Raw genomic sequence first — 25987 nt, 5'->3', positions numbered from 1 at the left:
GTGGGAGGTGTCCGGCGATGGACGAAGCCCGTCTCTCGGAGCGTGAGCGGCGCATCCTAGCCGAGATCGAGCAGGATCTCAGCGAGGACGTGTCACTGGAGCGCGGCATGCGCACGATGCGCCGGAGGGGAAGGGAAGCCCGTACGCCCGACCGTCCGGGCCGCCGACGCGGGCCGGTCCTGGCCGTCGCCCTCCTCGGGGTCCTGACCCTCGGGCTGCTCGTCCTGGCCGTCGCGACCGGCGAACCCGTCCTGATCTGGGCCTTCGCGGCCGCGTGGGTGGTGACCCTGGCCTGCCTGATGCGCCTGGTCATCCGCTGGTCCCGAAACCTGAGGGCGAGGTCCTGGCCCACCTGACCTGCCGAGCCCCAGGTGTGAACGCCAGTACGAACAATCGGGGGGGCGCCCCAAGGCCTCGTCGAGGCCCGTTGTCAGTGGTGCCCGGCACGATGGTGACCATGACGACGACCCCGGTTCTCGCCGATGCCGCCGCGTACGCGCGGGCGGTCGAGGATGCCAAGCACGCTGCCGCCGCCTACTACGAGGGCGGTACGTCCCCGCTGGACGACGACGCCTACGACCACCTCGCCCGGGCGATAGCGGCCTGGGAGGCCGACCACCCCGAGGACGTGCGCACCGACTCCCCGACCGGCAAGGTCGCCGGGGGCGCGGCGACCGGGGACGTACCGCACACGCGGCCGATGCTCTCGCTCGACAACGTCTTCTCCGCCGAGCAGTTCACGACGTGGGCCGCCTCGCTGGAGCGCCGGATCGGCCGGCCCGTGGAGCGCTGGAGCGTCGAACCCAAGCTCGACGGGCTCGCGATCGCCGCGCGCTACGAACGGGGGCGGCTCGCCCGCCTCGTCACCCGAGGTGACGGCACGGCAGGGGAGGACGTGTCGCACGCCATCGGGACGATCGTCGGCCTTCCGGAGCGGCTCACCGAGCCCGTCACGGTCGAGGTCCGTGGCGAAGTGCTCATGACCACCGAGCAGTTCGAGGCGGCCAACCCGGTCAGGGTGGCCCACGGCGGCGAGCCCTTCGCCAACCCGCGCAACGCGGCGGCGGGCACCCTGCGCGCCAAGGACCGGCCGTACAGGGTCGAGATGACCTTCTTCGCGTACGACATGCTGCCGCTGGACGTCCCGGGCGGCGCCGACGCCGCGGGCGGCGCCGGCGCCGGCGAGGCGGGTACGGGTACGGGTGCTGGTGCGGGCGTGGCTGCCGGCGTGGACGCGGACGGGCTGCGCGAGGCGGCCCACAGCGAGCTGCTCGCCCGCGCCGTCGCCCTCGGGCTGCACACCTCGGGCGCCACCGCCGTGCCCGGCCGGATGGTGACCGGCGTGGCCGAGGTCCTGACGAGGGTCGAGGAGATAGCGGCCCTCCGGGCGGAACTGCCCTTCGGGATCGACGGCATCGTCGTCAAGGCCGACCTCGCCGCCGACCGCCGCGAGGCGGGCGAGGGCTCGCGGGCGCCGCGCTGGGCGATCGCGTACAAGCTCCCGGCCGTGGAGAAGGTCACCCGGCTCCTCGCCGTCGAGTGGAACGTCGGCCGCACGGGCGTCATCGCGCCCCGCGCGGTTCTGGAGCCGGTGGACATCGACGGCAGTACCGTCACGTACGCCACGCTGCACAACCCCTCGGACATCACCCGCCGCGGTCTCCGCCTCGGCGACCGGGTGATGGTCCACAAGGCCGGCGACATCATCCCCCGGGTCGAGGCGCCGGTCGCCCACCTGCGGACCGGCGACGAGCTGGCGATCGAGTTCCCGGAGGCCTGCCCGCAGTGCGGTTCGGAGATCGACCGCAGCGAGCAGCGCTGGCGGTGCGCACGGGGCAGGAACTGCCACCTCATGGCCTCCCTCTCGTACGCCGTCGGCCGCGATCAGCTCGACATCGAGGGGCTCGGCGCGAGCCGGATCGTCCAGCTCGTCGACGCCGAACTCGTCGCCGACGTGGCCGACCTCTTCACCGTCACCCGCGAGCAGCTCCTCGGCCTGGAGCGGATGGGGGAGACCAGCGCGGACAACCTCGTCGCGGCGCTCGCCACCGCCCGCACCCGACCGCTCTCCCGCGTCCTGTGCGCCCTCGGCATCCGGGGCACGGGCCGCTCCATGTCCCGTCGGATAGCCCGCCACTTCGCGACCATGGACGCCGTCCGCACCGCCGACGTCGAGGCGATGCGGAGCGTCGAGGGCATCGGGACGGAGAAGGCGCCGGTCATCGTCGCCGAGCTGGCCGAGCTGGGCCCGGTCGTCGACAAGCTCGTCGCCGCCGGGGTGAACATGACCGAGCCCGGCGCCACTCCGCCGCCCCCGCCGGGGACGGCGTCCGGGACCGACACCCCCGATGCCGGTACGAACGCGGACGCGAGCTCGCCCGTCGAGTCCGCCGCCGTCTCCGGCGTTTCGGCCGGCCCGCTCGCGGGTCTCGCGGTGGTCGTCACCGGCGCCATGACCGGGCCGCTGGAGGCCCTGAGCCGCAATCAGATGAACGAACTCATCGAGCGGGCCGGGGGCAGATCCTCCTCCAGCGTGTCCAAGCGCACAGGGCTCGTCGTCGCGGGCGAGAAGGCCGGCTCGAAGCGGGCCAAGGCCGAGGAGCTGGGCGTCCGCCTGGTCGCCCCGGAGGAGTTCGCCGAGCTGCTCGGGGACTTCCTGCCCGCCTGACGGGAAGGCGGGGAGCCGGTCGCGCGGCGTTCACCGGGGCTGTGGCGTGGGGCCCCGGTCTCGCGTGACGCGCCACGCGACCGGCCGTCACACGCCCCGGTCACCCCGCCCGGCCGACCGGCGGCGCCAGACCCAGAGCGACAGCGCGGCGCCGAGGGACGCCCCCACCAGGGCCAGCGGAAGGCCCGCCCAGGGACCCGAGGGCACGTCCTCAGGGCGTACCGCCTTCGGAGGCCCGGCGAGCGCGGCCACGTCGTCGGAGACCGTCGCCACGCCCGTCCGTCGCTCGGTACGCGCCTCAGGACCGGCCGCGGGACCCGCCTGCGCGTCGGACTTCGTGCCCACCTCCGGAACGGCCTTCTTGCCCGCCTCCGGGGTGGAGTCCTTGCCCGCCTCCGGAGCGGACTTCTTGCCGGCCTCCGGAGCGGAGTCCTTCGCCGCGCTTCCCCCGGACCTCCCCGCTCCCGCCTCCGTCCCCTTCTCCGTGGCCTTCTTCACCTGCCGCTCCTTCGACCGGTCCCGCGCCGCCGCGGGGGCCAGGGAACCCACCGGCTGGACCCGTCCCGCCGCGTCGAAGCCCCAGTCCAACAGCGTCCGGGCCTCCTCGTACACCGCGAGCCCGCCGCCCGACTGCGGGTTCATCACCGACACGACCAGGGTGCGCGCACCGCGCCGCGCGGCCGCGATCAGGGTGTTCCCCGCGTTGCTGGTGTAGCCGTTCTTCACGCCGATGAGCCCGGGATAGCGGCTCACGCCGTCGGCGCCGGTCAGCAGTCGGTTGGTGTTGCGGATGCTGTACGACCAGCCCCCCGCGGGAAAGTCCGCGTACGGAGTGGAGCAGTACCGGACGAAGGCCGGATCCTGCAGCCCGGCCCGTCCGAAGATCGCCAGGTCGTACGCCGAGGACACCTGACCAGGCGCGTCGTACCCGTCCGGGGACACCACACGGGTGTCGCGCGCCCCCAGCGCGTCGGCCTTGTCCTGCATCTGACGGGTCATGGATTCCCAGCCGCCGTTCATCGCCGCGAGCACCCGCACGGCGTCGTTCCCCGAATTGAGGAAGACCCCGTTCCACAGGTCGGAGACCTTGTACGTGAGTCCTGCCTGGACCCCGACCATGCTGCTGCCGCTGCCGATCCCCGTCAGCTCCGACTCGGCGACCGTGTGCCGCTCCTCCTGATCGACGCGGGGGAGCGCGGTCACGGCGAACAGGGTCTTCAGCGTGCTGGCGGGCGGCAGTCGCCGATGCGCGTTGCGCGCCGCCAGGACCTCGCCCGTGGAGGCGTCCGCCACCAGCCAGGACAGCGCGGAGACGGACGACGGCGACTCCGGGGCACCCCGCAGCGGCTGGATCTGGGTGCCGGAGCGGTACAGCCGGGCGGGATCGATGAAGCGTTCGGCAGGAGGCGTGGGTTCGGTGACGGAGGACGCCGTGGCCGCCGGCACGGGCAGCACGAGCAGCAGCGCCGTGGCACCGGCGGCAGCGTGTCGGACAGCTGACATGACGATCATTCAGCCACCGTAGGAAGCCGGACGGACCCCCGCAGATCGAAGTGCGCCGACCGGCGTACGACGAGTGGCGTACGGGCGGTTTCGGGGCGTTTCCCTGACTCCGGCGGGGTCGGGACGAGCGAGGACCGCGCGGTGCGGCGGGCCGGAGCGGCATGCCGTGCCGGTTCAGTGCGGCCTGCCTGTGCCCGTTCAGCGCGGCACCACCATCCTGAGACGGGGGCCGGGGACGGTCCCACCGCTGCGGACGGCCGGGCTCCGGAACCCGGGTCCTTGGGCGGTGGCCGGGCTGTCGGTGGGGCACGGCATGCTGGTGACGTGTCCTCACTTCCGCACCAGAGCACGCCCGTTCCCCCGGAACCCGCGCAGCGGCCGCCCACCGCCGACCCGCAGGGCACGCCCTTCGGCGCGCCCGCGACCCGGCCCGACCGGCTCCCACCACCCGCCCCCGCCGGCCACATGATCGTCTGCGGTGACGACGTCCTCGCCCACCGGCTCGCCCACGAGCTCCACGACGTGTACGGGGAGCGGATCACCCTCCTCGTCCCCGCGCGGAGCGACGAACCGCAGCCGCCCTCCGTCCGCCCGGGCCGCGCCGCCTCGCTCTTCGGCCGCGTGACGGCCGCCATGACGCGTACACCCGCCGGGGACCAGCGCGGTGAGCCTGAGGGCCGGTCGATCCGGATGGTCGAGACGGCCGAGGTCGACGAGACCGTGCTGATCGACGCGGGCGTGGAGCGGGCCTCCGCGCTCGCCCTCGTCCACGACGACGACGAGACCAACATCCGGGCCGCCCTCGCCGCACGCCGACTCAACCCGAGACTGCGTCTGGTCATCCGGCTCTACAACCGCAGGCTCGGCCAGCACCTGGAGACGCTCCTGGACCAGGCCGCCGCCGTCGCCGAGCCCGGCCTCGACCCCAAGGAGCTCGACGCCTCGACGACCGTGCTCTCCGACGCGGACACGGCCGCCCCCTCCCTCGCGGCCACCGCCGTCGCGGGGACGAGCAAGGTCGTGCAGGCAGGCGGACTGCTGCTGCACGCCGTCGACCGGACCCCACGCGCGCGTGGCGAGGTCGCCGACCCGGGGCTCTGCACGCTCGCACTCCTGTCGGCGACCACCAACGACCCGGCCGGCGTCGAGGGCTCGGAACACAGCGGCGCCCAGGGCCCGCTGCTGCTGCCCGGCGACGAGGCCGTCGCCGCCGCCCCCGGCCGGGGCACGGTCGCCCTCGAAGCGATCACCTACGCGGGCCCCACCCTGTCCGCCAAGCGGTTCGGCACCTCCGCCCTGCCCGTCGGCTCGCTGTTCTCCCGGCGGCTGCGCTGGTCGCTCGCGGGCGTCACCGCCGCCGTCGCGGCGATCGCCCTCGCCACCTGGCGCACCACCGGCGACCATCCCCTGCACGCCGCCTACCTCACCCTCCTCGACATCTTCGCGATCGGGGACCCGGCCGTCGACGAGACGACCGGCCGGCAGGTGCTGCAGATCCTCGCCGGCTTCGTCGGACTCCTCCTGATGCCCGTTCTCATCGCGGGCATCCTGGAGGCCCTCGGCACCTTCCGCACCGCGACCTCGCTGCGCCGCCCGCCCCGAGGGCTCTCCGGGCACGTGGTGCTCCTCGGCCTCGGCAAGGTCGGCACCCGCGTCCTCGCCCGGCTGCGCCGCCTCGACATCCCCGTGGTCTGCGTCGAGTCCGACCCCGAGGCGCGCGGCATCGCGCTCGCCCGCCGCCTGCGTGTGCCCACCGTCATCGGCGATGTGACCGAGGAGGGCGTCCTGGAGGCCGCCCGGATCCACCGTGCCCACGCCCTGCTCGCGCTGACGAGCATCGACATCACCAACCTGGAGGCCGCGCTCTCCGCCCGCTCCCTCAAACCCGACCTCCGGGTGGCGCTACGGCTCTACGACGACGACTTCGCCACCGCTGTCTACCGGACCCTGCGCGCCGCCCACCCCGAGGCCCTGACCCGCAGCCGTAGCGTCTCGCACCTGGCGGCCCCCGCCTTCGCGGGCGCCATGATGGGCCGCCAGATCCTGGGCGCCATCCCTGTGGAGCGCCGGGTGCTGCTCTTCGCGGCCGTGGAAGCGGGGGGCAACCCGTTCCTGGAAGGCCGTACGGTGGCCGAGGCGTTCCGCCCCGGGGCCTGGCGGATCATCGCCCGCGCCACCGGTTCGGCGCCCCTCGTCCGTCACTCGGCCGGGCTCGTCTGGCAGCTGGAGCCCGACCGGGTCCTCGGCGCGGGCGACCGGGTCCTCGTCGCCACCACCCGCCGAGGCCTGGCCGAACTCCTCGGCCGCCACCCCCGCCCACCACGCCAGGACCGCCCCGACCCCTCCCGACACAGGGCGAGTTGACCGTAGGACCGTCTGCCTGCAAGGATCCTCACCCCGTCCGGCCGAGGTCGCCCGCGGGGCAGGCGCGCAGGGCCGAGACCAGGTGCATCAGGCGTGCCTCGTTCCCGGAGAGGCCCGCCGCGCGGAGCGCCTCGTCGGCCTCGGCCATGGGGTGGGTGAGCATCGCCGCCGCATAGGGCACGAGGTGCGGATCGGTCAGCACGGCCTGCGTGGACTCCAGCAGACGGAGGTACGCCTGGGCAGCGGCGCGCTCACGGGCGGTGATCGTGGTCATGTCGGGCTCCCTCTCGACAGGTTGGCGACCTCCACCCTCTCGTACGGGTCTGACAATCAGGCTCCGCCCCGCCCGTCCAGCCACTCCGAGAGCCGTGCGAGGAAGATCCGCTGCCCCGAGACGAGCAGCGGTGCGGCCGCTTCAGGGGCGAACCAGCCGACGCGGTCGATCTCCGGGAACTCCCGCAGAACCCCCGAGCCACGCGGCCATTCCATCGTGAACGTGCCCGGCACGACCCGGGTCGGGTCGAGATCCGCCTCGACCGCCCAGATCGTGACGGTCTTTCCGCCAGCCTGCCGGGCCTCGCCGAGCGCGATCCGCTCGCCGTCCGGAGCCGGCAGGCCGAGCTCCTCCTCGAACTCGCGGCGGGCGGCGGCCTCCGGTGTCTCCTCGGGGCCGTACTCGCCCTTCGGGATCGACCAGGCGGAGACGTCCTTCGACGCCCAGAAGGGCCCGCCCATATGGCCGATGAGCACCTCGAAACCGCCGTCCGTCGTTCCGCGGAAGAGAAGGAGCCCAGCGCTGCGCTTGTCCGGCATACCGCCCAGTGTCGCCGAGCGGGTCAGATCCCGCAGCTACTCGCCGACCAGAAGCGCGAGGCGCGGGTGTCCACGTGCGCGTGGTCGCCGTGGCCCGGGTAGCCGGGGCCGAGGATCCCGTTGAAGCCGTGGTTGCGCGCCTGCTTGGCCAGCGTGCACAGCGAAGGCGACCCCGTCAGGTCGATGCCGTCGCCGTAGAGATGGCGGCTGTCCGAGGCTCCGCCGACCGCCGCGTTGCAGGCGTGCGAGCGGAAGCCACTGCTCACGGAGATCGGCACGTCGCCCAGCGCGTGACGGAGCGCCTCCAGCTTCCACATCGCCCGCAGGGCGTTGGACCTGGCGGTGGCCGCGCTGACGGCGCCGCCGGAGAAGTCGCCGTTGCACTTGTTGAGCTCGGCGTAGGTGAAGTGGATCGGGGTGCAGTCCGCGTCCTGGAGGGCATAGAGCTTCGAGAAGGTGGCGGGGCCCGCGACGCCGTCGGCGGCGAGACCGTACGCCTGCTGGAAGCGGGTCACGGCGGCCTTGGTTGCGGGGCCGTAGTCGCCGTCGACCCCGAGCACGGCGCCGTAGCCGGGGTATCCGGCCACCCGGATCTGCAGCTGTGTCACGTCCGCCCCGGACATGCCCGAGGAGAGCGTACGGCCCCAGGTGTAGCACTCGTCCGCATGTGCGGTGCCGGATGTGGCGACCGTTCCCGTGAGGGCGGCGGCCACCACCAGGAGTGTGGCGAGCAGGGATCTGACCATGCGCCGGACCATGACACCTCCGTGTCGGAACTGGACGGGTTCTCCGTCCGCATGCTCGGTCATGAACATGACCACGAGGATGGGGGGAGGTGACGCGGGGGTCAACGGTTGCGAGCACCTGCCAGTGGCCCAGGCCAATGGCAGGTCACACGCCGACCCGCACCGTCACACGCCGACCCGCACCCTCACACGCCGACCCGCACCGTCACGGGGCCGCCCGCCGGATCGACCTCGCGCGACCAACCGTCGGGCACACGCACCGAGCGGTGCGGCCACGCCGTACCCAGGAGCCGGCCGCGATGGAGGATCCGGGCGCCCTGACGGACCTCCACGACGGGACGCGCCAACGGCTCGCGCACCCGCAGCAGGAACGGGCGGACTCCGGCCCCCTCCGGCAGCAGGACGGGGCGGACGCCCGTCCCGTACGTGATCCGGTTCGGCGCCACCCACCGCACCGGCCCCTCCGCTCGCACCGGCACCGCGGCGACCGGCCAGGGCTCACCCGCCAGATACCGCAGGACGGCATCCGCGGCCGCCCGCCCCTCGGCCGCCGCGGCCCCCGCAGCCTCGACCCCGCGCAGGACGTTCCCCGCCGCGAAGACGCCCGCCGTGGCGGTGCGGTGGGCGCCGTCGACCGAGGGGCCGCGCGTACCCCCGTCCAGCGGCACCCCGCCGGAGCGGGCCAGTTCGTGCTCCGGCATCCAGTCCCCGGTGAACACGGCCGTGTCACAACCGATCACGCCCTCCCGGCCGTCGATGTGGCGCACCCGGACACCCGCGAGCCGGCCCCGGCCCAGCAGCTCGGCCACCGTCGTGGCGGTCAGCAGCGGCGGAGGCGGCAGCGCTCCGAACCGCCGGGGGACGCCGGGCTGTTCCGTGATCATCGCCACCACGTCCACCTGGGCCCGGCGGAGCGCACGCACCGCGTGGTGGGCCACCGGTTCGGCGCCGATCACGACGGCGCGCCGCCCGAGCCGCTCGCGCCGCACCCCGTACAGGTGCACGGACTGCTGCAGCTCGCCGGTCGTCAGCACCCCGGCCGGTCGCGTCCCGGGCACCAGCCGTGCGCTGCGCGTCCGTTCGCGCGCGCCGGTCGCCAGGACCACCGCCCGCGCCGTGATCCGTTCCAGGCCGGTCGGGGCCGTCACCTCCAGCGTGAGCGGCCCGGCCCAGCCGGTCACCGACACACCCGTACGGACCGTGGCTCCGGACCCGGCCGCCCCGGCCGCCGCGCGCGCCAGTCGGCGGGCGTAACCCGGCCCGTCGAGCGGGCGCCCGAAGTCGGCCAGTCCGAAGCCGCCGTGCGCGCAGTGGCGCGGCACCCCGCCGGCCTCCTGCTCGCGCTCCAGGACCTCGATCCGGTACCGGCCCGCGCCGGCGGCGGCGAGCCGCGCCGCCGAGGCGAGCCCGGCGGGCCCCGCACCTACGACGAGGACGTCGACGAACCGGCTCACGGCTCGGTCGCGGCTCGCCGCTCGGTCGGCACGTCCGCCCGCGTGTCCGTTCCCGGATCCGTCGACGGACCCGCCCAGGCGCCCGTCGACGGACCCGTCCAGGAACCCGTCGACGGACCCGTCCTTGGCCCCACTCCCGTCCTCGGCCCCGCTCACCGCTCCCTCCATGGCCGCCCCGCCCCCTCCTCGAACATCGACCGGACCGCCGCCCCGCAGGAGAAGCCCTGGCACCGGCCGCCCCGCGCCCGCGTCCGGCGCCGCAGCCCGTCCAATGAGGCCGGCGGGATGGTCGAGGCGAGCGCGGCCCGGATCTCGCCCCGGGTCACCCGCTCGCAGTGACACACGACCGACCCGAACTCCGGGTCACGGGCGATGAGTTCGGCATCCCGGTACGGGCGAGGGAAGGCCTCGCCGAGGTTCGGCATCCGGACCGGGGCGAGCGGGCGCTCCGCCCCGAGCGCGAGGCCGCACTCCGCGAGCAGCTCCACCACGTGCGCGGCGATCGCCAGGGAGGCCGTCAGGCCGGTCGACCGGATGCCGCCCGCCGTGACGTACCGCAGCCCGGGGTGGGCGGCGCACCGGTAGTCGTCGTCCTCGGTGGCGGCGCGGAGCCCCGCGTAGACCGCGGTCACCTCCTCGTCGAGGAGCGCGGGCAGCACGCGGCGGCCCTGGGCGCGCAGGGACGCCAGGCCCTCGGCCGTCGTTCCGGTGGCCGTGCGGTCGTCGAGGTTCTCCGCCGTGGGGCCGAGCAGTACCTTCCCGTACACCGTCGGCGCGACCAGGACGCCCTTGCCGAGCGCGCCCGGGACGGGCAGGAGGATGTGGCGGACGAGCGCGCGGGCGAAGGAGTCGAAGACGATCAACTGGCCGCGCCTCGGCGTCACCGTGAAGTCCCGCCGCCCGAACAGGGCGTCGAACCGGTCCGCGTAGAGCCCACAGGCGTTGACGACGTAGCGGGCCCGCAGCACTCCACGGGGCGTGATCAGCCGGTGTGGCGTCCCCGGATCCGCCTTCTCCACGCGGCAGTTCAGGTGCAGGTCGACCCCCGAGCGCACGGCCTGGGTGGCGTACGCGAGGTTCGTCGTCCACGGGCAGATGATCGACTCGCCCGGCACCTCCAGGGCACCGAGCGCCCCAGCACCCAAGTGCGGCTCCCGCGCCCGCAGTTCGTTCGCGCCCATGACGCGGGTGGTGCGATGGCCGTTGCGTACGGCCTTGTCGGCGAGGCGGGGGAGGGCGGCCAGCTGCTCCTCGTTCCACGCGACGAGGAGCGCTCCGAGTGGTTCGACGGGAATCCCCGTCTCCCGCGCGTGGTCGAGGAGCAGGCGCTGCCCGTCCCGTACCAGTCGCGCCTCCAGCGAGCCGGGCACGGCGTCGAAACCCGTGTGCAGAATCGCGGTGTTGGCCTTGGACGTGCCCTCGCCGACATCGCCGGACGCCTCGACCAGCGCGACCCGCAGCGGCCGGCGCGCCAGCTCGCGCGCGACCGCGCACCCCACCACTCCGGCGCCGACCACCACGACGTCGTACTCCGCGCCGGGGCCCGAGGTGTCCGGGAGCGTGCCCGCGCGGGTCACAGACCCCGGCCGCTGCCCCGGCCGCTGCCCCGACCGTTCCGACGTCATGGCAGCGACGCCCCCTCGGCGCCGCCGCCGAGCAGTGCGTCGACGGCGGTACGGAACCGGCCCAGGCGCTCGGCGGCCTCCGCAGCCGTCACGGCGGGTTCGTAGACGGCCGACGGCTTCCACTCCGGCACCGCCTCCGGGACGGAGAGACCGGGTTCGAGTCCGAGCCGTGCCACCGCGCCGACCCCGAGCGCCGTGGCGTCGGGCAACGCCGAGACCTCGACCGGGAGTTGGAGCAGATCCGCCTGGGTCTGCATCAGCAGCGCCGACCGGGTCAGTCCGCCGTCCACGCGCAACGAGGTCAGCGGCCTGCCGAGGTCGGACGCTGCCGCGCCGGCCAGCTCCACGACCTGTGCGGCGATCCCCTCGCAGAGCGCCCGGACCAGGTGACCCGCGGTCGTGTCCAGGCCCAGACCGTGCACCGATCCGCGTACGTCGCCGCGCCACCAGGGTGCGGCGAGGCCGGCCAGGGCCGGGACGAAGGTGACCCCGCCGCTGTCCGGCACCGCCCCGCCCACGGCGTCGAGCTCCCCCGCGCCCGACAGGACGCCGAGGTCGGTCAGCCAGCGCACGGCGGACGCGGCCGTGTACACCTGCCCGTCCAGGCAGTAGCTCGTACGGCCCCGCAACCGCCACGCCACACAGCTCACCAGTCCCGAGTCGCCCCGCCGAGGCGTCGATCCCGTCTGGGCGAGCAGGAACGCCCCTGTCCCGTAGGTGCACTTGGCCGTGCCGGGGGCGGTGACGCTCTGCGCGAGCAGGGCCGCCTGCTGGTCCACGAGGAGCCCGGTCAGTGGGATCGGCGGGCCGAACGCCGTCGTCGTACCGACGTGCGTGTCCGCGTCGACCACCCGGGGTAGCCGTTCGGCGCCCAGGCCGAAGACGTCGAGGGCGGGCGCGGACCAGGAGGCCGAGTCCAGGTCAAGGAGCCCGGTGCGGCCCGCCGTCGCGGCATCGGTGACGAACGCACCCGTCAGACGGCGCACCAGCCAGGCGTCGCTGGTGGTGACGACGCCCGCGCCCGTGAGATGCCGACGGATCCAGGCCATCTTGGGGGCGGCGAAATAGGGATCGAGCGGAAGTCCCGTCCACCGTTTCAACTCGTCGGCGTGGTTCGCGAGTTCGGCGCAGAGCTCCTCGGCCCTGCGGTCCTGCCAGACGAGGGCGTCGGTGAGCGGTTCGCCCGTCGCCGGATCCCAGGCGAGGACGGTCTCGCCCTGGTTGGCTAGGCCCACGGCCGCGACCGGGGTGTCGGCCTCGGCGAGCGCGGCGCGGCCGGCGGCGACGACGGAGTCGTACAGCTGCGCCGGATCGACCTCGACCAGGCCACCGGGCAGGTAGCGGGGCCGTACGGGTGCGGAGCCGGTCCCGATGACGCCCCGCTCGGGGCAGACGACGAGCGCCTTGGTCCCCGACGTTCCCTGGTCGACGGCGAGCACCGGACCCGTCATCACTCGTCACTCCAGTCCTCGAAGGGGCAGCGGTCCTTGTTCGCGGAACCGGCAAGACTGGTGCACGTGCCGCCTCCCGTCAAGCGGTTCGGAGCCCCTCCGTCGGCTCCCTCGCAAACGGTGACGCATGGTCATGTTCGGTCCGTGGCCGGATAGTTACGGTCAGATCCGAAAGTGGATCCGGATCATTCGCCGGAGCCTATAGTGATCGCCGATCATCGCCCGACCAGCCCGCGGGACACCCACCCGGAGACACTCACGGGACACCCCACCGAGGAGCCATGTCACCCACCGCACGTCCCGCTCCGTGATGGCAGGACACGGCTTCCGGCCCGTCTACCACCCGGCGGGCCACGACCACGCCCTGCGCCACGCCGTCCAGGACCTGCGGACCGGCCGCTGGGTGTCCATGGCCCGATTACTCGACGAGACGCCCGGCTGGGCCGACTGGACGCGACGCACCCAGGTGCTCGCCACCGTCGCCGCCGGCGGGGACGTCGTCCAGACCTGGCGGACCGAGCAGCCGGACAGCGCCCCCGCGAGCGTCATGCACGCACGCGTCGCCGTCGAACGGGCCGTACGCGCCCGCCGGGGCGGCCACCCCCGCACCCGCGAACTGTGGCAGGAGGCATGGACGGCCTGCCGCGACTCCACCGAACGTGCGCCCGCCGACCCCGTCCCCTGGATCTGCCTGCTCGCCCTCGCCGCCCTCGACGACCGGCAGCGCATGGCGGAGCACCGGCTCGCCCCGCCCGCACCCCTCCTCCCGCCCGGACCCTGGGGCCTCCTCGCCGAGGCCGAGCGGCGCGACCCGCAGAACCGCGAGGCGCACCACCGGATGCTCCAGTTCCTCTACGTCCGCCGTGCGGGCTCGTTCTCCGAGGCCGTCAACTACGCGCAGTGGGCGTCCGGTTCGGCTCCGACCGGCTCGGCCCTGCACGCCCTGCCGCTGTACGTACGGGTGGAGCGCTACCGGCGCGAACACGGCCACACGCACGCTCTGGACCTGCATTGGGTCGCCGAGGACGCCATCCGCGACGCGCAGCAGGCCCTGCACTCCTGGTTCCTGTTCTGCGCCATCGACGAGGCCTCGCTCCTCGACCTCAACCACCTCGCCCACGCCCTCTTCGGCGCCCAGCGCTTCGCCGACGCCGCCCGTGTCTTCGAGGCCCTCGGGCCGTACCACACGGTGCTGCCCTGGGCCTACCGCACCGAACGCCCCGACGACCGGGCCCTCGCCACCGAGTTCTTCCTGCGCGCCCGCGCCCGCTGCATCGACCCCTGACCCCCCACCTCTTCCCTCTTCCCCCCACCCTGGAGGTACCGGCATGTCCCGCACCGCCCCCGTCGACGAGATACGCAGGCCCCATGCGGGCGGCCAGGACGACGAGGCCCGGCTGAGAGAGCTCGGCTACCAGCCCGTCCTCGCCCGTCGCATGGGCGGCTTCGGCAACTTCGCCATCAGCTTCTCCGTCATCTCCGTCCTCTCCGGATGCATGACGCTCTACGGCTTCGGCCTGGGCACCGGAGGTCCCGCCGTCATGCTGTGGGGCTGGGCGGGCGTCGGGCTGTTCGTGCTCTGCGTCGGACTCGCGCTCGCCGAGGTCACCAGCGCCTATCCGACCTCCGGCGCGCTCTACTACATGGCCGACCGGCTGGGCGGCCGCCGATGGGGCTGGTACACCGGCTGGCTCAACCTGCTCGGCCTGCTCGGCGCGATCGCAGGCATCGACTACGGCGCCGCCCTGTTCACGGGAGCCTTCCTCAACCTCCAGTGGGGCATCGTGCCCACCGCGGGATCGACCTTCCTGATCTTCCTCGCCATCCTGCTGCTGCACGCCGTGCTCAACCTCTTCGGTGTCCGCCTGGTCAGCGTGCTGAACTCCATCAGTGTCTGGTGGCACCTCGCCGGCGTGGCCGCGATCGTCGGCGCCCTGGCGCTCGTCCCCGACCGCCACCAGTCCGCCGAGTTCGTCTTCACCGAGTTCGTCAACGACACCGGCTGGGCCAACCCGTTCTACGTCGCCGCCATCGGACTGCTCCTCGCCCAGTACACCTTCTCCGGCTACGACGCCTCGGCGCATCTCTCCGAAGAGACGTCCAACGCCTCGGTCAGCGCCGCCAAGGGCATCGTCCGGGCCATCTGGGTCTCGTGGATCGCCGGTTTCGCCCTGCTCGCCGGGCTGACCTTCGCGATCCAGGACTACGCGGGTACGCAGAACAGCCCCACGGGCGTCCCGCCTGCTCAGATCCTCCTCGACGCGCTCGGCACCGGCGGCGCCACCGCGCTGCTGCTCGTGGTGATCATGGCCCAGCTCTTCTGCGGCAACGCCGAAGTCGCCGCCGCCAGCCGTATGGTCTTCGCCTTCAGCCGCGACAACGCCCTGCCAGGCTCCGCGCTCTGGCGGAAGGTCAGCAGCCGGACGCAGACGCCGGTGCCCGCCGTCTGGCTCGCCGTCGGCGTCGCCGCGCTCCTCGCCGTCCCCTCGCTCTACTCCGCCACCGCCTACGGCGCCGTCACCGCGATCAACGTCATCGGCATCACGCCCGCCTACGCGATCCCCATCTACCTGCGCCTGCGCGCGGGGAAGCGGTTCACGCCGGGGCCGTGGCACCTGGGCCGCTGGAGCCGCCCGATCGGCTGGACGGCCGTGGGCTGGGTCGCGCTCGTCACCGTGCTCTTCTGTCTGCCGCAGAAGTCTCCGGTGACGATCGACTCGATGAACTACGCGGTCATCGCGCTGGCCGTCGTCCTCGTCCTCGCCAGCGTCTGGTGGTACGTGGCGCGACGCTCGTACGGCACACCGTCGGCGTACGGAACGGCCCGTGAGGAGGCGGAGATAGAGGAGGGGATCGTCTGACGGATCCGGCGGCCGGATCCGCCGGACCGGATCCAAAATATTGGATCCATGATCCATGATCCAAAGCATTGGACATTGGATATTGGATCCGTGATCCGTGATGTTGGATCCAAGCCCCCTTCCTCAGCCGCTGAACTCGTAGGTCCAGGAGACCCCCTGCGCCGCGCAGTCGATGTCCGTGATCTCCAGGGCGTGCCCGTGCTGGTCGCACACCACCCGGTGGACGACCAGCCGGGGCGCCCCGCCCCCGACGCCGGTCGTGGCGCCCGGCGGTACCCCGATCGACTCGCGACGGGTGAGCCGGAGACCGGCCTGGTGCATCCAGTGGTAGAGCAGTCGCAGGTCCGGGCGGAAGGTGGAGCCTCTGGTCCGGCGGTACTTGGCGAGTTGCGGGATCTCGGTGAGCGCCGCCCGCGAGAACCAGGACACCGACCGCTGCATCGGTGTCCCTCCGGGGGAGAGGACGACATGCCGGTGGACGAGGGTCGGTTCGCCGGGCACGAGCCCGAGCCGCGCCACAAGCCCGGCGGGCGGCGGCTCCCAGGTGAGCGAGGCGCGTACGAGGGCGTCGGCGGCCTCCGTACCACCGGGAAACAGCTGCCGGCGCACCGTCAGGGCGGGTTCGCGCGGCTCCTGTTCGGTGCCCGCCGCGAAGGTGCCCCGTCGGTCGGTGACGACGAGCCGTTCGTCGCGCAGCAGTTGGAGCGCGCTCCGGACGGTCTGCCGGTTGACGTGGTAGCGGTGCGCGAGGGAGCGCTCGGACGGGAGCCGGCTTCCGGGAGCGATGTGCCGCTCGGCGAGGTCGCCCCGCAGGGCCGCGGCGACCCGCAGATACAGCGGGACCGCCGCAGGCTGCTCGGTATCGGGTTCAGTCATGTTCCAACCCCTCTCTTTGCTCAGCGTGACAGTCTGGTCCGCAGGGGTGATCAATTCCTATCATTGGTCTAAACCATTAAGGAAGGGGTGGCGACGGGAGTGGCCGAAAGCCGGGTCGCCCCGGGGTGCGGACCGCGCCGTCTGACCTTGTAATGAGTCTCAACCGGAAGCGGCTGCGGAAGAGGCGGGTGAGGCCGGATGACGACACCGGCGGCGCGGGCCGAGGAGGGCAAGGCGGCCCGCAAGAGGGTGCCGCGGTCCTCACACGGCCGCTGGATACCCCCCTCGCAGCGCCCGGACCCCCTCAGCGTCCTGGAACGGCAGTCCGTCGACCGTGTGCCCGAACTGGTCCCGATCCGCTACGGAAGGATGGCCGTCTCGCCGTTCGCCTTCCTGCGCGGCGCGGCCGCCGTCATGGCCGCCGACCTCGCCCCGCAACGCCACACCGGACTCACCGTCCAGCTCTGCGGCGACGCCCATCTGCTCAACTTCGGCGTCTTCGCTTCGCCCGAACGGACGCTTCTCTTCGACGTGAACGATTTCGACGAGACGCTGCCAGGACCCTTCGAGTGGGACGTGAAGCGGCTCGCCGCAAGCGTGGCCGTCGCAGCCCTCCAGAACGGCAGCAACAAGGCCAAGGCCCACCAGGCGGCCCTCGTCGTCGGCGAGGCCTACCGCACCTCCATGCGCCGCCTCGCCGGCCTCGGTGAACTCGTCGTCTGGTACGAGCGGATCGCCGCCGACGACCTCGCCCCGCTGGTACGCCGGAACCGCCGCGCCACGTTCGAGAACCGCCTCGCCCGCGCCCGCCGCCGCACGAGCCTCCAGGCGCTCGGCAAGCTCACCGCCCTCGACGACCAGGGGACGCGCCGTATCGTCGACGACCCCCCGCTCCTCGAACGCGCCACCGACCTCGACCGCGTCACCCTCGGCAAGGTCTTCAGCGACTACCGCAGCTCGCTCTCCGAGGAACGCCGGCTCCTCCTGGACCGCTTCCACTACGTGGACGCCGCCCGCAAGGTCGTCGGCGTCGGCAGCGTCGGCACCCGCTGCTTCATCCTCCTCCTGGAGGGCCGGGACGACGGCGACCCGCTGATGCTCCAGATCAAGGAGGCCGGTCGCTCGGTCCTGGAGGCGTACCTGCCCCCGAGCGTGTACGGACACCAGGGGCAGCGGGTCGTCCGGGGGCAGCGCCTGACGCAGGCCGCGAGCGACATCTTCCTCGGCTGGATGACCGGGCCGGAGAAACGCCACTTCTACTGGCGGCAGTTGCGCGACATGAAGGGCTCGGCCGAGGTGGAGACCATGTCGCCGGCGATGCTCCGCGCGTACGCCGGCCTCTGCGGCCGCGCCCTGGCCCGCGCCCACGCCCGCTCCGGCGACCGCATCGCCATCGCCGCGTACCTCGGCTCCTCGGACGTCTTCGACCGCGCCGTCGCCGACTTCGCGATCCGCTACACGGACCAGAACGCCGACGACTACGCGGCCCTGGGCGCGGCGATCGCCTCAGGCACGGTCACGGCGGCGCCGGGCATCTGACACCCACCCGCACCGCCGCCGACCACTGGAACTCGCCTGTGGTCCGGGACCAGTTCAGGGCCCAGGGCCTGTCCGGCCCTGATCCGACGGACACTCCCCAGGACCTGTCCGGCCCTAGACCCCGCGCCGCAACGGCGGCTCCGCCGGTGTCTCCGGTGTCGGTCCGAAGAGCACCTGCCGGGCGATCGCCGGGGCGAACAGCGCGGTCATCGGCTCCGTCAGGGTCAGGACCGAGCGGAACACGCCGCCCACGGCGGCGTTTCCGGCGGAGCGCTGCTGGACCCGGCGCAGGTACCAGCCCACCGGCTTGTCCACGGCGCTCGTGGTGACGCCGTTGCCCGTCGCGCCCGGCATCTTCCGGTCGGCCCCGGCCGAGATCGCCCAGGCCTGCTTCGACGCGTCCAGCAAGGCCTTCTGGACCGTCCGCGTGGTCGGCGTCCGCTTCGGGTCGGCCAGGGCGCGACGCAGGGCGACCGCGCTCAGCGCGGCGACGGTCATGCCCTGCCCGTAGATCGGGTTGAAGGCGCACAGCGCGTCGCCGGTGGCGAGGAACCCGGCGGGCCGGCGGCCCGGACGGTCGTACCTGCGGCGGATGTTGGCGGTCTGCCGGAAGCCGTGCACGGGGGACTCCGGGGTGGCCTTCGCGATCCACTCGCTCAGGACGGGGTGCGGCAGCTTGGCCGCGAAGGCCTCGAACCCCTCCTCGTCGGTGGGCGGCAGGTCTCCGCGGAGCCCGGACAGGGTGACGAGATGGAGACCGTTGCCGACCGGCAGCGCCACACCGCCGTACACCTGCTCCGGGTCGGGGACGATGTTGAACCCGAGGGCGTCCATGTCCGTGCCGTCGGCGGCGCGGTACGTCCGGGTCGCGTAGGCCAGACCGGTGTCGATCGTGTCCTCGTGGGGCGCCTCCGCGCCGATCGCGGCGAGCCAGTCCGATGCGCGCGTGCCACGGCCCGAGGCGTCGACCACCAGATCGGCCTCCAAGGGGCGGCTCTCCCGGTCCTTGCCCGCGCCCCGCTCGCGCACCAGGACGCCCCGCACGCGCGAGGCGTCACCGAGGAGACCGACGGTCTCCGTGCCCTCCAGGGTCTCGATCCGCGGATCGGCGAGGACCCGACGGCGCACCAGCCACTCCAACTGGGCCCGGGGGCCGGTGTAGAGGTGGGCGGTGGCCGGATGGCGCTGGAACCAGCGCCCGTTCTGCCACTGCACCATGTCCTCGGGCATGCCCACCCGGGGCGCGCCGAGTTCGCGCAGTTCGGTCGTGAAGCCGGGGAGCAGCTCGTCGAGCGCCCGCTGCCCCGAGTCGAGCAGCACGTGCACGTGCCGCGACTGGGGGACGCCCGGCCGGGCGTCCGGTCCTTCCGGGACGCGGTCGCGTTCGACGACCGTGACCCGTTCCGCGTGTTCACTGAGCACCCGTGCGACCAGCAGGCCTGCGAGACTTCCCCCGATGACGACCGCGTGACGTGTCCGGCGGCGTCCCAACTCGTCGGTCATACCCGCCCTTTCGGCGAAGTGGATCTACGACTTCCCAGTATCCACCGTCTCCCGGGGCACATCACGCGCGCCGAGCCGTAGATGCTCGATGTGGTAGACGGCCTCGTCGAGGAGCTGGGCGACGTGGTTGTCGTAGAGGCTGTATTCGATCCGTCGGCCCTGCCGCACCCCGGTCACCAGGCCCAGCGCGCGCAGCAGGCGCAGCTGGTGGGAGACGGCGGACTGTTCCATGTCGACGGCGGAGGCCAGTTCGGTCACTCCGCACGGGCCCTGCCGCAGCCTGGTGAGGATCATCAGCCGCGAGGGCGTCGCGAGGGCCTGGAGGGTGGCGGCGATCGTGGCCGCGGACTCCGCGTCCAGGTGGGTTGCCGGGGTCGTCCCGCCGTTCGCTCCGTGTCCCATGGGCTCATCGTAGTCGTGGCGACGAAACTCATGAATGAAGACCTCTTCATGTATTCCGCTATGGTGTGGGAGTCAGCCCGTCCCGACGGACGAACCCGCCGCCCCACGAACGAAGAGGTGCCCGGCCCATGGCTTCCCCGGTGCTCGACGCGCGGACCGCCGCTGCCCCCGACAAGGCCCCACCGTCCTCCCTCCGCACGCGCGCGTGGGCCCTGCCCGAGGTCCGCTGGGCCGCGCTGTCCGCCCTCGCCTTCCTCCTCGCCCTGCCCCTCGACCTGGCCGACGCCCCCGCCTGGGCCTGGGGCCCGCTCTACGCGGTCTGCTACGCAGCCGGCGGCTGGGAACCCGGCCGGGAGGGCCTCGCGGCGCTGCGCGAGAAGACCCTCGACGTCGACCTGCTCATGGTGGTCGCCGCCCTCGGCGCCGCCGCGATCGGCCAGTACCTCGACGGCGGCCTGCTGATCGTCATCTTCGCCGTCTCCGGCGCCCTGGAGGCGCTCGCCACCCGCCGCACCGCCGACTCCGTACGCGGACTGCTCGCCCTCGCACCCGCGCGGGCGGTACGCCTCACGGAGGCCGGGGCCGAGGAGCCGGTGGACGTCGCCGAGCTGCGGATCGGGGACACCGTCCTCGTGCGACCGGGGGAGCGGCTGCCCGCCGACGGCACCGTGCTCGACGGCGCGAGCGACGTCGACCAGGCGGGCATCACCGGGGAGCCGCTGCCCGCGCCCAAGACGCCCGGTGACGAGGTGTTCGCCTCCACCCTCAACGGCACGGGGGCGCTGCGCGTACGGGTCGACAAGGACGCGGCGGACTCCGTCGTGGCCCGGATCGTCGCCCTCGTCGAGGAGGCCAGTGCCACCAAGGCGCCCACCCAGCTCTTCATCGAGAAGATCGAACAGCGCTACTCCGTCGGGGTCGTCGTCGCCACCCTCGCGCTCTTCGCGATCCCCCTCGCGTTCGGCGCCGACGTCACCCCCACCCTCCTGCGCGCCATGACCTTCATGATCGTCGCCTCGCCGTGCGCGGTCGTCCTCGCGACCATGCCGCCGCTGCTCTCCGCGATCGCCACCGCCGGCCGCCACGGCGTCCTCGTCAAGTCCGCCGTGGTCATGGAACGCCTGGGCATGGTCGACCGGGTCGCGCTCGACAAGACCGGCACCCTGACGGAGGGCCTGCCGCGCGTCACCGCCGTCCAGGGCGACCCGTCGGCCCTCGCCCTGGCCGCGGCGGCCGAACGGCCCAGCGAACACCCCCTGGCCCGCGCCGTGGTGGCCGAGGCGCGCGCCCGGGGCCTGCGCATCGCGGAGGCGAGCGACTTCACGTCGGTGCCGGGCGACGGCGTACGGGCCACGGTCGAGGGCCGGGACGTGCGGGTGCGCCGGGCGCCCGGGGGCGAACACGCCGACACCGCCGTCGAGGTCGTCGTCGACGGCGCCCGCGTCGCCGTCCTGACCTTCGCCGACCGGCTCCGTGACGGCGCACCGGCAGCCGTCGCAGCCCTCACCCGCCTCACCGGCACCCCACCCACCCTGGTGACGGGCGACAACGCGGGCGCGGCCGCCCGGATCGCCGAGCGGACCGGGATCACCGACGTACGGGCCGGGCTGTTGCCTGAGGAGAAGGTGGCGGTCGTACGGGCGTGGGAGCGCGCCGGCGCCCGGGTCCTGATGGTCGGCGACGGCGTCAACGACGCCCCCGCACTGGCCGCCGCCCACACCGGCATCGCGATGGGCCGGGCGGGTTCCGACCTGGCCCTGGAGACCGCCGACGCCGTGGTCGTACGGGACGAACTGGCCACCGTCCCCGCCGTCGTCGCCCTCTCGCGCCGAGCCCGCCGTCTCGTCGTCCAGAACCTGGTCATCGCGGGCACCTGCATCGGCGCGCTGGTGATCTGGGACCTGGTGGGCCACCTGCCCCTCCCGCTCGGCGTGGCCGGGCACGAGGGGTCGACGGTGCTGGTGGGGCTCAACGGGCTGCGGCTGCTGCGCGACGCGGCCTGGCGGAAGGCGGCGGCCGCCGGGGAGTGAGCCGGGCGGTCGCCGCAGGAGGGTGGGTCAGGCGGTTACGGCTTCGGGCCCCGCGTGCTCGTGCTCGCAGACGTCGTCGAGACCGTGCACGGCCCACGCGGGGAAGGGGTCCTCCCAGGGGCCGGTCTCCTCGTCGGTGACCAGACAGCGGTCGAGGGCCGCGTGGAGCGCGTCCGCGTTCAGCTCCGTACCGATGAACACCAACTCCTGGGCGTGGCCCGGCCCTTCGGCCCGGTCGTCGCGGACGCCCGAGGGCTCGAACCGGGCCACCGCCCCCGCCTGGGACCACAGGCCGGTCACCCGCTCGCGGCCCGCGAGCCGGAAGAAGCCCTTGGAGCGCAGCACCCGCCCGTACGCGCCGCTGTCCATGCCCTCGGCCTCGTCGGTCACGAACCGCCACAACCGGCCCGGGTGGAAGGCGCGTTCGGCCCGGAAGACCGTCGAGGAGATGCCGTACTCCTCGGTCTCCGGGACGTGGTCCCCGTTGAGCTCCCTGACCCAGCCTGGCGCCTCCTGGGCGCGCTCCAGGTCGAAGAGGCCGGTGCCGAGGACCTCGGCGGGGCGCAGCCGGCCGTGGGTGGCCGGGACGATCCGGGCGGCCGGGTTGAGCCGGGTCAGCGCCGCCCGCAGCCGGTCGGCCTCGGCCGTCGTGACCAGGTCGAGCTTGTTGACGACGATCACGTCGGCGAACTCGATCTGGTCCATGAGGAGATCGCTGACGGTCCGCTCGTCGTCCTCGTAGGCGGCGAGCTCGCGCTCGGCGAGACCGTCGCCGCCCTGGAGCTCGGGCAGGAAGTTCGCCGCGTCGACGACGGTGACCATGGTGTCGAGCCGGGCCAGGTCGCCGAGGGTCGCGCCGTCGTCGCGCGGGAAGGCGAAGGTGGCGGCGACCGGCATGGGCTCCGAGATGCCGCTGGACTCGATGAGGAGATGGTCGAAGCGGCCCTCGCGGGCCAGCCGGTCGACCTCTTCCAGGAGGTCGTCGCGGAGCGTGCAGCAGATGCACCCGTTGGTCATCTCGACGAGCCGCTCCTCGGTACGGGAGAGCGCGGCGGCCCCGCCCCGTACCAGCGAGGCGTCGATGTTGATCTCGCTCATGTCGTTGACGATCACGGCGACGCGCAGACCGTCCCGGTTGGCCAGGACGTGGTTGAGCAGGGTGGTCTTGCCCGCCCCGAGGAACCCGGAGAGGACGGTGACCGGAAGCCGTGTGTCGCCCGCTCCCGCGGGCGTCGCCGTGTCCGTCATCGCGCTCAGCCCTCCGGGCGCAGGAGGCCGCGTTCGTACGCCTTGGCCAGGCGCTGCGGCACCCGGTGGACGACGCCGTCGACCGTGATCGGGACGAGCTGGGGCGTGGTCGCCTTCCACTGGGCGCGGCGGTGGCGGGTGTTGGAGCGGGACATCTTCCGCTTGGGTACGGCCATGGGAACGGACCTCCATCGTCGGGACGTGCGCAGGGCACGCTACCTGAAAATGGTTCCCATTACGAAAAGAGCCTCGTCGCCGTCCCGGAGTGCCCCGCCCTCAGTGCTCCAGTTCCGCGAGCGCGTGCGTCAGCCACTCCACCCAGAAGCGCTCCAGGTCGATCCCGCCGCGCAGGACGAGATGGCGGAGCCGGTCCGGTTCGGTCTCCCGACGCGCGGGCGGGAAGTCCCGCTCCTCGATCGCCCGGTACTCCTCCAACTGCCGCTCGTGCAGGTCGAGATGGCGCCGCAGCTCCTCGCGCATGCCGGGCGCCCCGACGACAGCGGCCGCCCGCATCCGCAGCAGGAGGGAGGAACGCAGCGGCTTCGGGTCCTCGGTGCGGGCGACCCACTCCGCGAGCTCGGCGCTGCCCGCGGGCAGCACCTCGTACTCCTTCTTCTGGCCGCGCGCGGGCACTGGAGCGGGCAGGGCGCGGATGTGCCCCGCCTGCTCCAGCTTGCCCAGCTCGCGATAGATCTGCTGGTGCGTCGCCGACCAGAAGTAGCCGATCGACCGGTCGAAGCGGCGCGTCAGCTCGAGACCGGAGGACGGCTTCTCGAGCAGCGCCGTGAGGATCGCGTGCGGGAGGGACATGCACGCATCCTAGGTTCGGGTCGCAGGCACGATCACAGGTCGGCGGCGAGCCGCGTGCCCTGGTCGATGGCGCGCTTGGCGTCCAGTTCGGCGGCCACGTCCGCACCGCCGATGAGGTGCGCCGTGCGGCCGGCCGCGATCAGCTCCTCGTACAGACCGCGGCGCGGCTCCTGGCCGGTGCACAGGACGATCGTGTCGACCGGGACCGTCTGCGGCTCGCCGTCGATGGTGAGGTGCAGGCCCTCGTCGTCGATCCGCTCGTACGAGACGCCCGCGACCATCGTGACGCCCCGGTGCTTCATCTCCGCGCGGTGGATCCAGCCGGTGGTCTTGCCGAGACCGGCGCCGACCTTGGTGGTCTTGCGCTGGAGCAGGTGGACCTGGCGCGGCGGCCGGGGGCGCTCCGGGACGCGCAGCCCGCCCCGGCCCTCGTACGAGGTGTCGACGCCCCACTGCTTGAAGTACGTCTCGGGGTCCTGGCTCGCGCCTTCGCCGCCGTCCGTGAGGAACTCGGCGACGTCGAAGCCGATGCCGCCGGCGCCGAGGATCGCGACCCGCTCGCCGACCGGCGCGCCGTCGCGCAGGACGTCGAGGTAGCTGACGACGCTCGGGTGGTCGACGCCCTCGATCTCCGGGGTGCGCGGGGTGACGCCGGTCGCGACGACGACCTCGTCGTAACCCTCCAGGTCGGTCGCCGCGACCGTGGTGTTCAGCCGGACCTCGACCCCGCGCGCGTCGAGCTGGACGCGGAAGTAGCGGAGCGTCTCGTCGAACTCCTCCTTGCCCGGCACACGCTTGGCGACGTTCAGCTGGCCGCCGATCTCGCCCGCCGCGTCGAACAGGGTGACGGAGTGGCCGCGTTCGGCGGCGGAGACGGAGAAGGCCAGACCGGCCGGGCCCGCGCCGACGACGGCGATCCGCTTGGCGAGCCGGGTGGGGGAGAGGACCAGTTCCGTCTCGTGGCAGGCGCGCGGGTTCACCAGGCAGGAGGTGATCTTCAGGTTGAAGGTGTGGTCCAGGCAGGCCTGGTTGCAGCCGATGCAGGTGTTGATGGTGTCGGAGCGGTCCGCGGCGGCCTTGGCGACGAAGTCCGGGTCGGCCAGGAAGGGGCGGGCCATGGAGACGATGTCGGCGCGACCCTCGGCGAGGATCTGCTCGGCGACCTCGGGGGTGTTGATGCGGTTGCTGGTCACGAGCGGGATGGAGACCGAGCCCATCAGCTTCTGGGTGACCCAGGTGTAGGCGCCGCGCGGGACGGAGGTCGCGATGGTCGGGATCCGGGCCTCGTGCCAGCCGATGCCGGTGTTGATGATGGTCGCGCCGGCGGCCTCGATCTCCTTGGCGAGGGAGACGACCTCCTCGAGCGTGGAGCCGCCCGGGACCAGGTCCAGCATCGAGAGGCGGTAGATGACGATGAAGTCCTCGCCGACCTGCTCACGGATCCGGCGGACGATCTCCAGCGGGAAGCGCACCCGGTTCGCGTAGCTTCCGCCCCAGCGGTCGGTGCGGTGGTTGGTGGCGGACGCGATGAACTCGTTGATGAGGTAGCCCTCGGAGCCCATCACCTCGACGCCGTCGTACCCGGCCGCCTTGGCGAGCTCGGCGCAGCGCGCGTAGTCCTCGACCGTCTGCTCGACCTCGGCGTCGGTCAGCTCGTTGGGTACGAAGGGGCTGATCGGCGCCTGGATCGCGCTGGGGGCGACGAGGGCGGGGTGGTAGGCGTACCGGCCGAAGTGCAGGATCTGCATCGCGATCCGTCCGCCCTCGGCGTGCACGGCGTCGGTGATGTGCCGGTGCTCGGCGACCTCCTCGTCGGTGGTCAGCTTCGCCCCGCCGTCCCAGGGGCGGCCGGCCTCGTTGGGCGCGATGCCGCCGGTCACGATGAGGCCGACGCCGCCGCGGGCGCGCTCGGCGTAGAAAGCCGCCATGCGCGCGAAGCCGTTCTCGGTCTCTTCGAGGCCGACGTGCATGGAACCCATGAGCACCCGGTTGGGCAGGGTGGTGAACCCGAGGTCGAGCGGGCTCAGCAGGTGCGGGTACGGGGTCGAGGTCATGGGGGGCGCCTCCTCGCGCAGGATCGTCACCCCTTGTTGT

21 protein-coding genes are annotated in these 25987 nt (G+C 73.3%); 7 read left to right on the top strand and 14 right to left on the bottom strand.

What is annotated here, in order from left to right; genetic code table 11:
• Nucleotides 1-17: 17 nt before the first annotated feature.
• Entirely contained in the window at nt 18-356 is a 339-nt protein-coding gene (locus ACGFYP_RS05535) for a DUF3040 domain-containing protein (protein WP_393486674.1), read from the top strand.
• 92 nt (nt 357-448) lie between these two features.
• Nucleotides 449-2668, top strand: coding sequence for an NAD-dependent DNA ligase LigA (ligA, locus tag ACGFYP_RS05530; RefSeq protein WP_393486672.1), 2220 nt, complete (start codon nt 449-451; stop codon nt 2666-2668).
• An 87-nt stretch (nt 2669-2755) separates the two neighbouring features.
• Here ligA and ACGFYP_RS05525 read toward each other — a convergent pair whose 3' ends face one another.
• Nucleotides 2756-4171, bottom strand: a complete 1416-nt coding sequence (locus ACGFYP_RS05525) for a serine hydrolase (RefSeq protein WP_393486670.1) — start codon at nt 4169-4171, stop codon at nt 2756-2758.
• A 465-nt stretch (nt 4172-4636) separates the two neighbouring features.
• Between ACGFYP_RS05525 and ACGFYP_RS05520 the strand changes: the two genes are divergently transcribed.
• The gene (locus ACGFYP_RS05520) at nt 4637-6535 is read left to right on the top strand and encodes an NAD-binding protein (RefSeq protein WP_393487484.1); all 1899 of its coding nucleotides are present in this window, start codon (nt 4637-4639) and stop codon (nt 6533-6535) included.
• Between the two features lie 28 nt (nt 6536-6563).
• On the opposite strand, the gene ACGFYP_RS05515 is transcribed toward ACGFYP_RS05520, so the two are convergent.
• The 6 genes from ACGFYP_RS05515 to ACGFYP_RS05490 form a co-directional block, all read right to left on the bottom strand.
• Nucleotides 6564-6809: a hypothetical protein gene (locus ACGFYP_RS05515; protein ID WP_393486668.1), complete on the bottom strand. Its 246-nt coding sequence runs from the start codon at nt 6807-6809 to the stop codon at nt 6564-6566.
• Between the two features lie 56 nt (nt 6810-6865).
• On the bottom strand, nt 6866-7348 hold the full coding sequence (locus tag ACGFYP_RS05510) for an NUDIX domain-containing protein (protein WP_393486666.1): 483 nt from the start codon (nt 7346-7348) through the stop codon (nt 6866-6868).
• A gap of 23 nt (nt 7349-7371) precedes the next feature.
• Entirely contained in the window at nt 7372-8106 is a 735-nt protein-coding gene (locus tag ACGFYP_RS05505; protein ID WP_361963250.1) for a D-Ala-D-Ala carboxypeptidase family metallohydrolase, read from the bottom strand.
• Nucleotides 8107-8279: 173 nt separating this feature from the next.
• The gene (locus ACGFYP_RS05500; protein ID WP_393487478.1) at nt 8280-9548 is read right to left on the bottom strand and encodes an FAD-dependent oxidoreductase; all 1269 of its coding nucleotides are present in this window, start codon (nt 9546-9548) and stop codon (nt 8280-8282) included.
• Nucleotides 9549-9700: 152 nt separating this feature from the next.
• Nucleotides 9701-11173 (bottom strand): FAD-dependent oxidoreductase, encoded by a 1473-nt coding sequence (locus tag ACGFYP_RS05495; RefSeq protein WP_393486664.1) that lies wholly within the window; start codon nt 11171-11173, stop codon nt 9701-9703.
• On the bottom strand, nt 11170-12624 hold the full coding sequence (locus ACGFYP_RS05490; RefSeq protein ID WP_393486662.1) for an FGGY family carbohydrate kinase: 1455 nt from the start codon (nt 12622-12624) through the stop codon (nt 11170-11172). Before ACGFYP_RS05490 ends, ACGFYP_RS05495 begins: the two co-directional genes overlap by 4 nt.
• Before the next feature lie 310 nt (nt 12625-12934).
• Here ACGFYP_RS05490 and ACGFYP_RS05485 point away from each other — a divergent pair, with 310 nt between their 5' ends.
• Together ACGFYP_RS05485 and ACGFYP_RS05480 are read left to right on the top strand one after the other, a co-directional pair.
• Entirely contained in the window at nt 12935-13909 is a 975-nt protein-coding gene (locus ACGFYP_RS05485; RefSeq protein WP_393486659.1) for a hypothetical protein, read from the top strand.
• A 43-nt stretch (nt 13910-13952) separates the two neighbouring features.
• Nucleotides 13953-15485 (top strand): amino acid permease, encoded by a 1533-nt coding sequence (locus ACGFYP_RS05480; RefSeq protein ID WP_393486657.1) that lies wholly within the window; start codon nt 13953-13955, stop codon nt 15483-15485.
• A gap of 123 nt (nt 15486-15608) precedes the next feature.
• Here the strand turns inward: ACGFYP_RS05480 and ACGFYP_RS05475 are convergent, their stop codons facing one another.
• Nucleotides 15609-16361, bottom strand: coding sequence for a GntR family transcriptional regulator (locus ACGFYP_RS05475; RefSeq protein ID WP_393486655.1), 753 nt, complete (start codon nt 16359-16361; stop codon nt 15609-15611).
• A 198-nt stretch (nt 16362-16559) separates the two neighbouring features.
• Here ACGFYP_RS05475 and ACGFYP_RS05470 point away from each other — a divergent pair, with 198 nt between their 5' ends.
• The gene (locus ACGFYP_RS05470; protein ID WP_393486653.1) at nt 16560-17900 is read left to right on the top strand and encodes a DUF2252 domain-containing protein; all 1341 of its coding nucleotides are present in this window, start codon (nt 16560-16562) and stop codon (nt 17898-17900) included.
• 114 nt (nt 17901-18014) lie between these two features.
• On the opposite strand, the gene ACGFYP_RS05465 is transcribed toward ACGFYP_RS05470, so the two are convergent.
• Together ACGFYP_RS05465 and ACGFYP_RS05460 are read right to left on the bottom strand one after the other, a co-directional pair.
• Entirely contained in the window at nt 18015-19403 is a 1389-nt protein-coding gene (locus tag ACGFYP_RS05465) for an FAD-dependent oxidoreductase (RefSeq protein WP_393486651.1), read from the bottom strand.
• Nucleotides 19404-19427: 24 nt separating this feature from the next.
• On the bottom strand, nt 19428-19805 hold the full coding sequence (locus ACGFYP_RS05460) for a metalloregulator ArsR/SmtB family transcription factor (RefSeq protein WP_361963159.1): 378 nt from the start codon (nt 19803-19805) through the stop codon (nt 19428-19430).
• Between the two features lie 128 nt (nt 19806-19933).
• Between ACGFYP_RS05460 and ACGFYP_RS05455 the strand changes: the two genes are divergently transcribed.
• Nucleotides 19934-21835 carry a heavy metal translocating P-type ATPase gene (locus tag ACGFYP_RS05455; protein ID WP_393486648.1) on the top strand — a complete coding sequence of 634 codons (1902 nt, stop codon included), beginning with the start codon at nt 19934-19936 and terminating at the stop codon, nt 21833-21835.
• Between the two features lie 27 nt (nt 21836-21862).
• Here the strand turns inward: ACGFYP_RS05455 and ACGFYP_RS05450 are convergent, their stop codons facing one another.
• The 4 genes from ACGFYP_RS05450 to ACGFYP_RS05435 form a co-directional block, all read right to left on the bottom strand.
• Complete coding sequence (locus ACGFYP_RS05450; RefSeq protein WP_393486646.1) at nt 21863-23083, bottom strand: GTP-binding protein; 1221 nt, start codon at nt 23081-23083, stop codon at nt 21863-21865.
• A 5-nt stretch (nt 23084-23088) separates the two neighbouring features.
• Nucleotides 23089-23259 (bottom strand): 50S ribosomal protein L32, encoded by a 171-nt coding sequence (gene rpmF / locus ACGFYP_RS05445; RefSeq protein WP_158984494.1) that lies wholly within the window; start codon nt 23257-23259, stop codon nt 23089-23091.
• A 100-nt stretch (nt 23260-23359) separates the two neighbouring features.
• Entirely contained in the window at nt 23360-23893 is a 534-nt protein-coding gene (locus ACGFYP_RS05440; protein WP_393486643.1) for a PadR family transcriptional regulator, read from the bottom strand.
• Nucleotides 23894-23925: 32 nt separating this feature from the next.
• On the bottom strand, nt 23926-25947 hold the full coding sequence (locus tag ACGFYP_RS05435; protein WP_393486640.1) for an FAD-dependent oxidoreductase: 2022 nt from the start codon (nt 25945-25947) through the stop codon (nt 23926-23928).
• Between the last annotated feature and the right edge of the window lie 40 nt (nt 25948-25987).

The sequence above is a fragment of the Streptomyces sp. NPDC048370 genome, assembly GCF_043200825.1.
Taxonomy (GTDB): domain Bacteria; phylum Actinomycetota; class Actinomycetes; order Streptomycetales; family Streptomycetaceae; genus Streptomyces.
Note: the sequence above shows the minus strand (reverse complement) of the source record. Positions and strands in the feature narration are given on the sequence as shown.

Bases quoted from the DNA above. Each gene is read 5' to 3' on its own strand.
- ACGFYP_RS05535 (WP_393486674.1), top strand. From the start codon at position 18: ATGGACGAAGCCCGTCTCTCGGAGCGTGAGCGGCGCATCCTAGCCGAG.
- ligA (WP_393486672.1), top strand. From the start codon at position 449: ATGGTGACCATGACGACGACCCCGGTTCTCGCCGATGCCGCCGCGTAC.
- ACGFYP_RS05525 (WP_393486670.1), bottom strand. From the start codon at position 4,171: ATGTCAGCTGTCCGACACGCTGCCGCCGGTGCCACGGCGCTGCTGCTC.
- ACGFYP_RS05520 (WP_393487484.1), top strand. From the start codon at position 4,637: ATGATCGTCTGCGGTGACGACGTCCTCGCCCACCGGCTCGCCCACGAG.
- ACGFYP_RS05515 (WP_393486668.1), bottom strand. From the start codon at position 6,809: ATGACCACGATCACCGCCCGTGAGCGCGCCGCTGCCCAGGCGTACCTC.
- ACGFYP_RS05510 (WP_393486666.1), bottom strand. From the start codon at position 7,348: ATGCCGGACAAGCGCAGCGCTGGGCTCCTTCTCTTCCGCGGAACGACG.
- ACGFYP_RS05505 (WP_361963250.1), bottom strand. From the start codon at position 8,106: ATGGTCCGGCGCATGGTCAGATCCCTGCTCGCCACACTCCTGGTGGTG.
- ACGFYP_RS05495 (WP_393486664.1), bottom strand. From the start codon at position 11,173: ATGACGTCGGAACGGTCGGGGCAGCGGCCGGGGCAGCGGCCGGGGTCT.
- ACGFYP_RS05490 (WP_393486662.1), bottom strand. From the start codon at position 12,624: ATGACGGGTCCGGTGCTCGCCGTCGACCAGGGAACGTCGGGGACCAAG.
- ACGFYP_RS05485 (WP_393486659.1), top strand. From the start codon at position 12,935: ATGGCAGGACACGGCTTCCGGCCCGTCTACCACCCGGCGGGCCACGAC.
- ACGFYP_RS05480 (WP_393486657.1), top strand. From the start codon at position 13,953: ATGTCCCGCACCGCCCCCGTCGACGAGATACGCAGGCCCCATGCGGGC.
- ACGFYP_RS05475 (WP_393486655.1), bottom strand. From the start codon at position 16,361: ATGACTGAACCCGATACCGAGCAGCCTGCGGCGGTCCCGCTGTATCTG.
- ACGFYP_RS05470 (WP_393486653.1), top strand. From the start codon at position 16,560: ATGACGACACCGGCGGCGCGGGCCGAGGAGGGCAAGGCGGCCCGCAAG.
- ACGFYP_RS05465 (WP_393486651.1), bottom strand. From the start codon at position 19,403: ATGACCGACGAGTTGGGACGCCGCCGGACACGTCACGCGGTCGTCATC.
- ACGFYP_RS05460 (WP_361963159.1), bottom strand. From the start codon at position 19,805: ATGGGACACGGAGCGAACGGCGGGACGACCCCGGCAACCCACCTGGAC.
- ACGFYP_RS05455 (WP_393486648.1), top strand. From the start codon at position 19,934: ATGGCTTCCCCGGTGCTCGACGCGCGGACCGCCGCTGCCCCCGACAAG.
- ACGFYP_RS05450 (WP_393486646.1), bottom strand. From the start codon at position 23,083: ATGACGGACACGGCGACGCCCGCGGGAGCGGGCGACACACGGCTTCCG.
- rpmF (WP_158984494.1), bottom strand. From the start codon at position 23,259: ATGGCCGTACCCAAGCGGAAGATGTCCCGCTCCAACACCCGCCACCGC.
- ACGFYP_RS05440 (WP_393486643.1), bottom strand. From the start codon at position 23,893: ATGTCCCTCCCGCACGCGATCCTCACGGCGCTGCTCGAGAAGCCGTCC.
- ACGFYP_RS05435 (WP_393486640.1), bottom strand. From the start codon at position 25,947: ATGACCTCGACCCCGTACCCGCACCTGCTGAGCCCGCTCGACCTCGGG.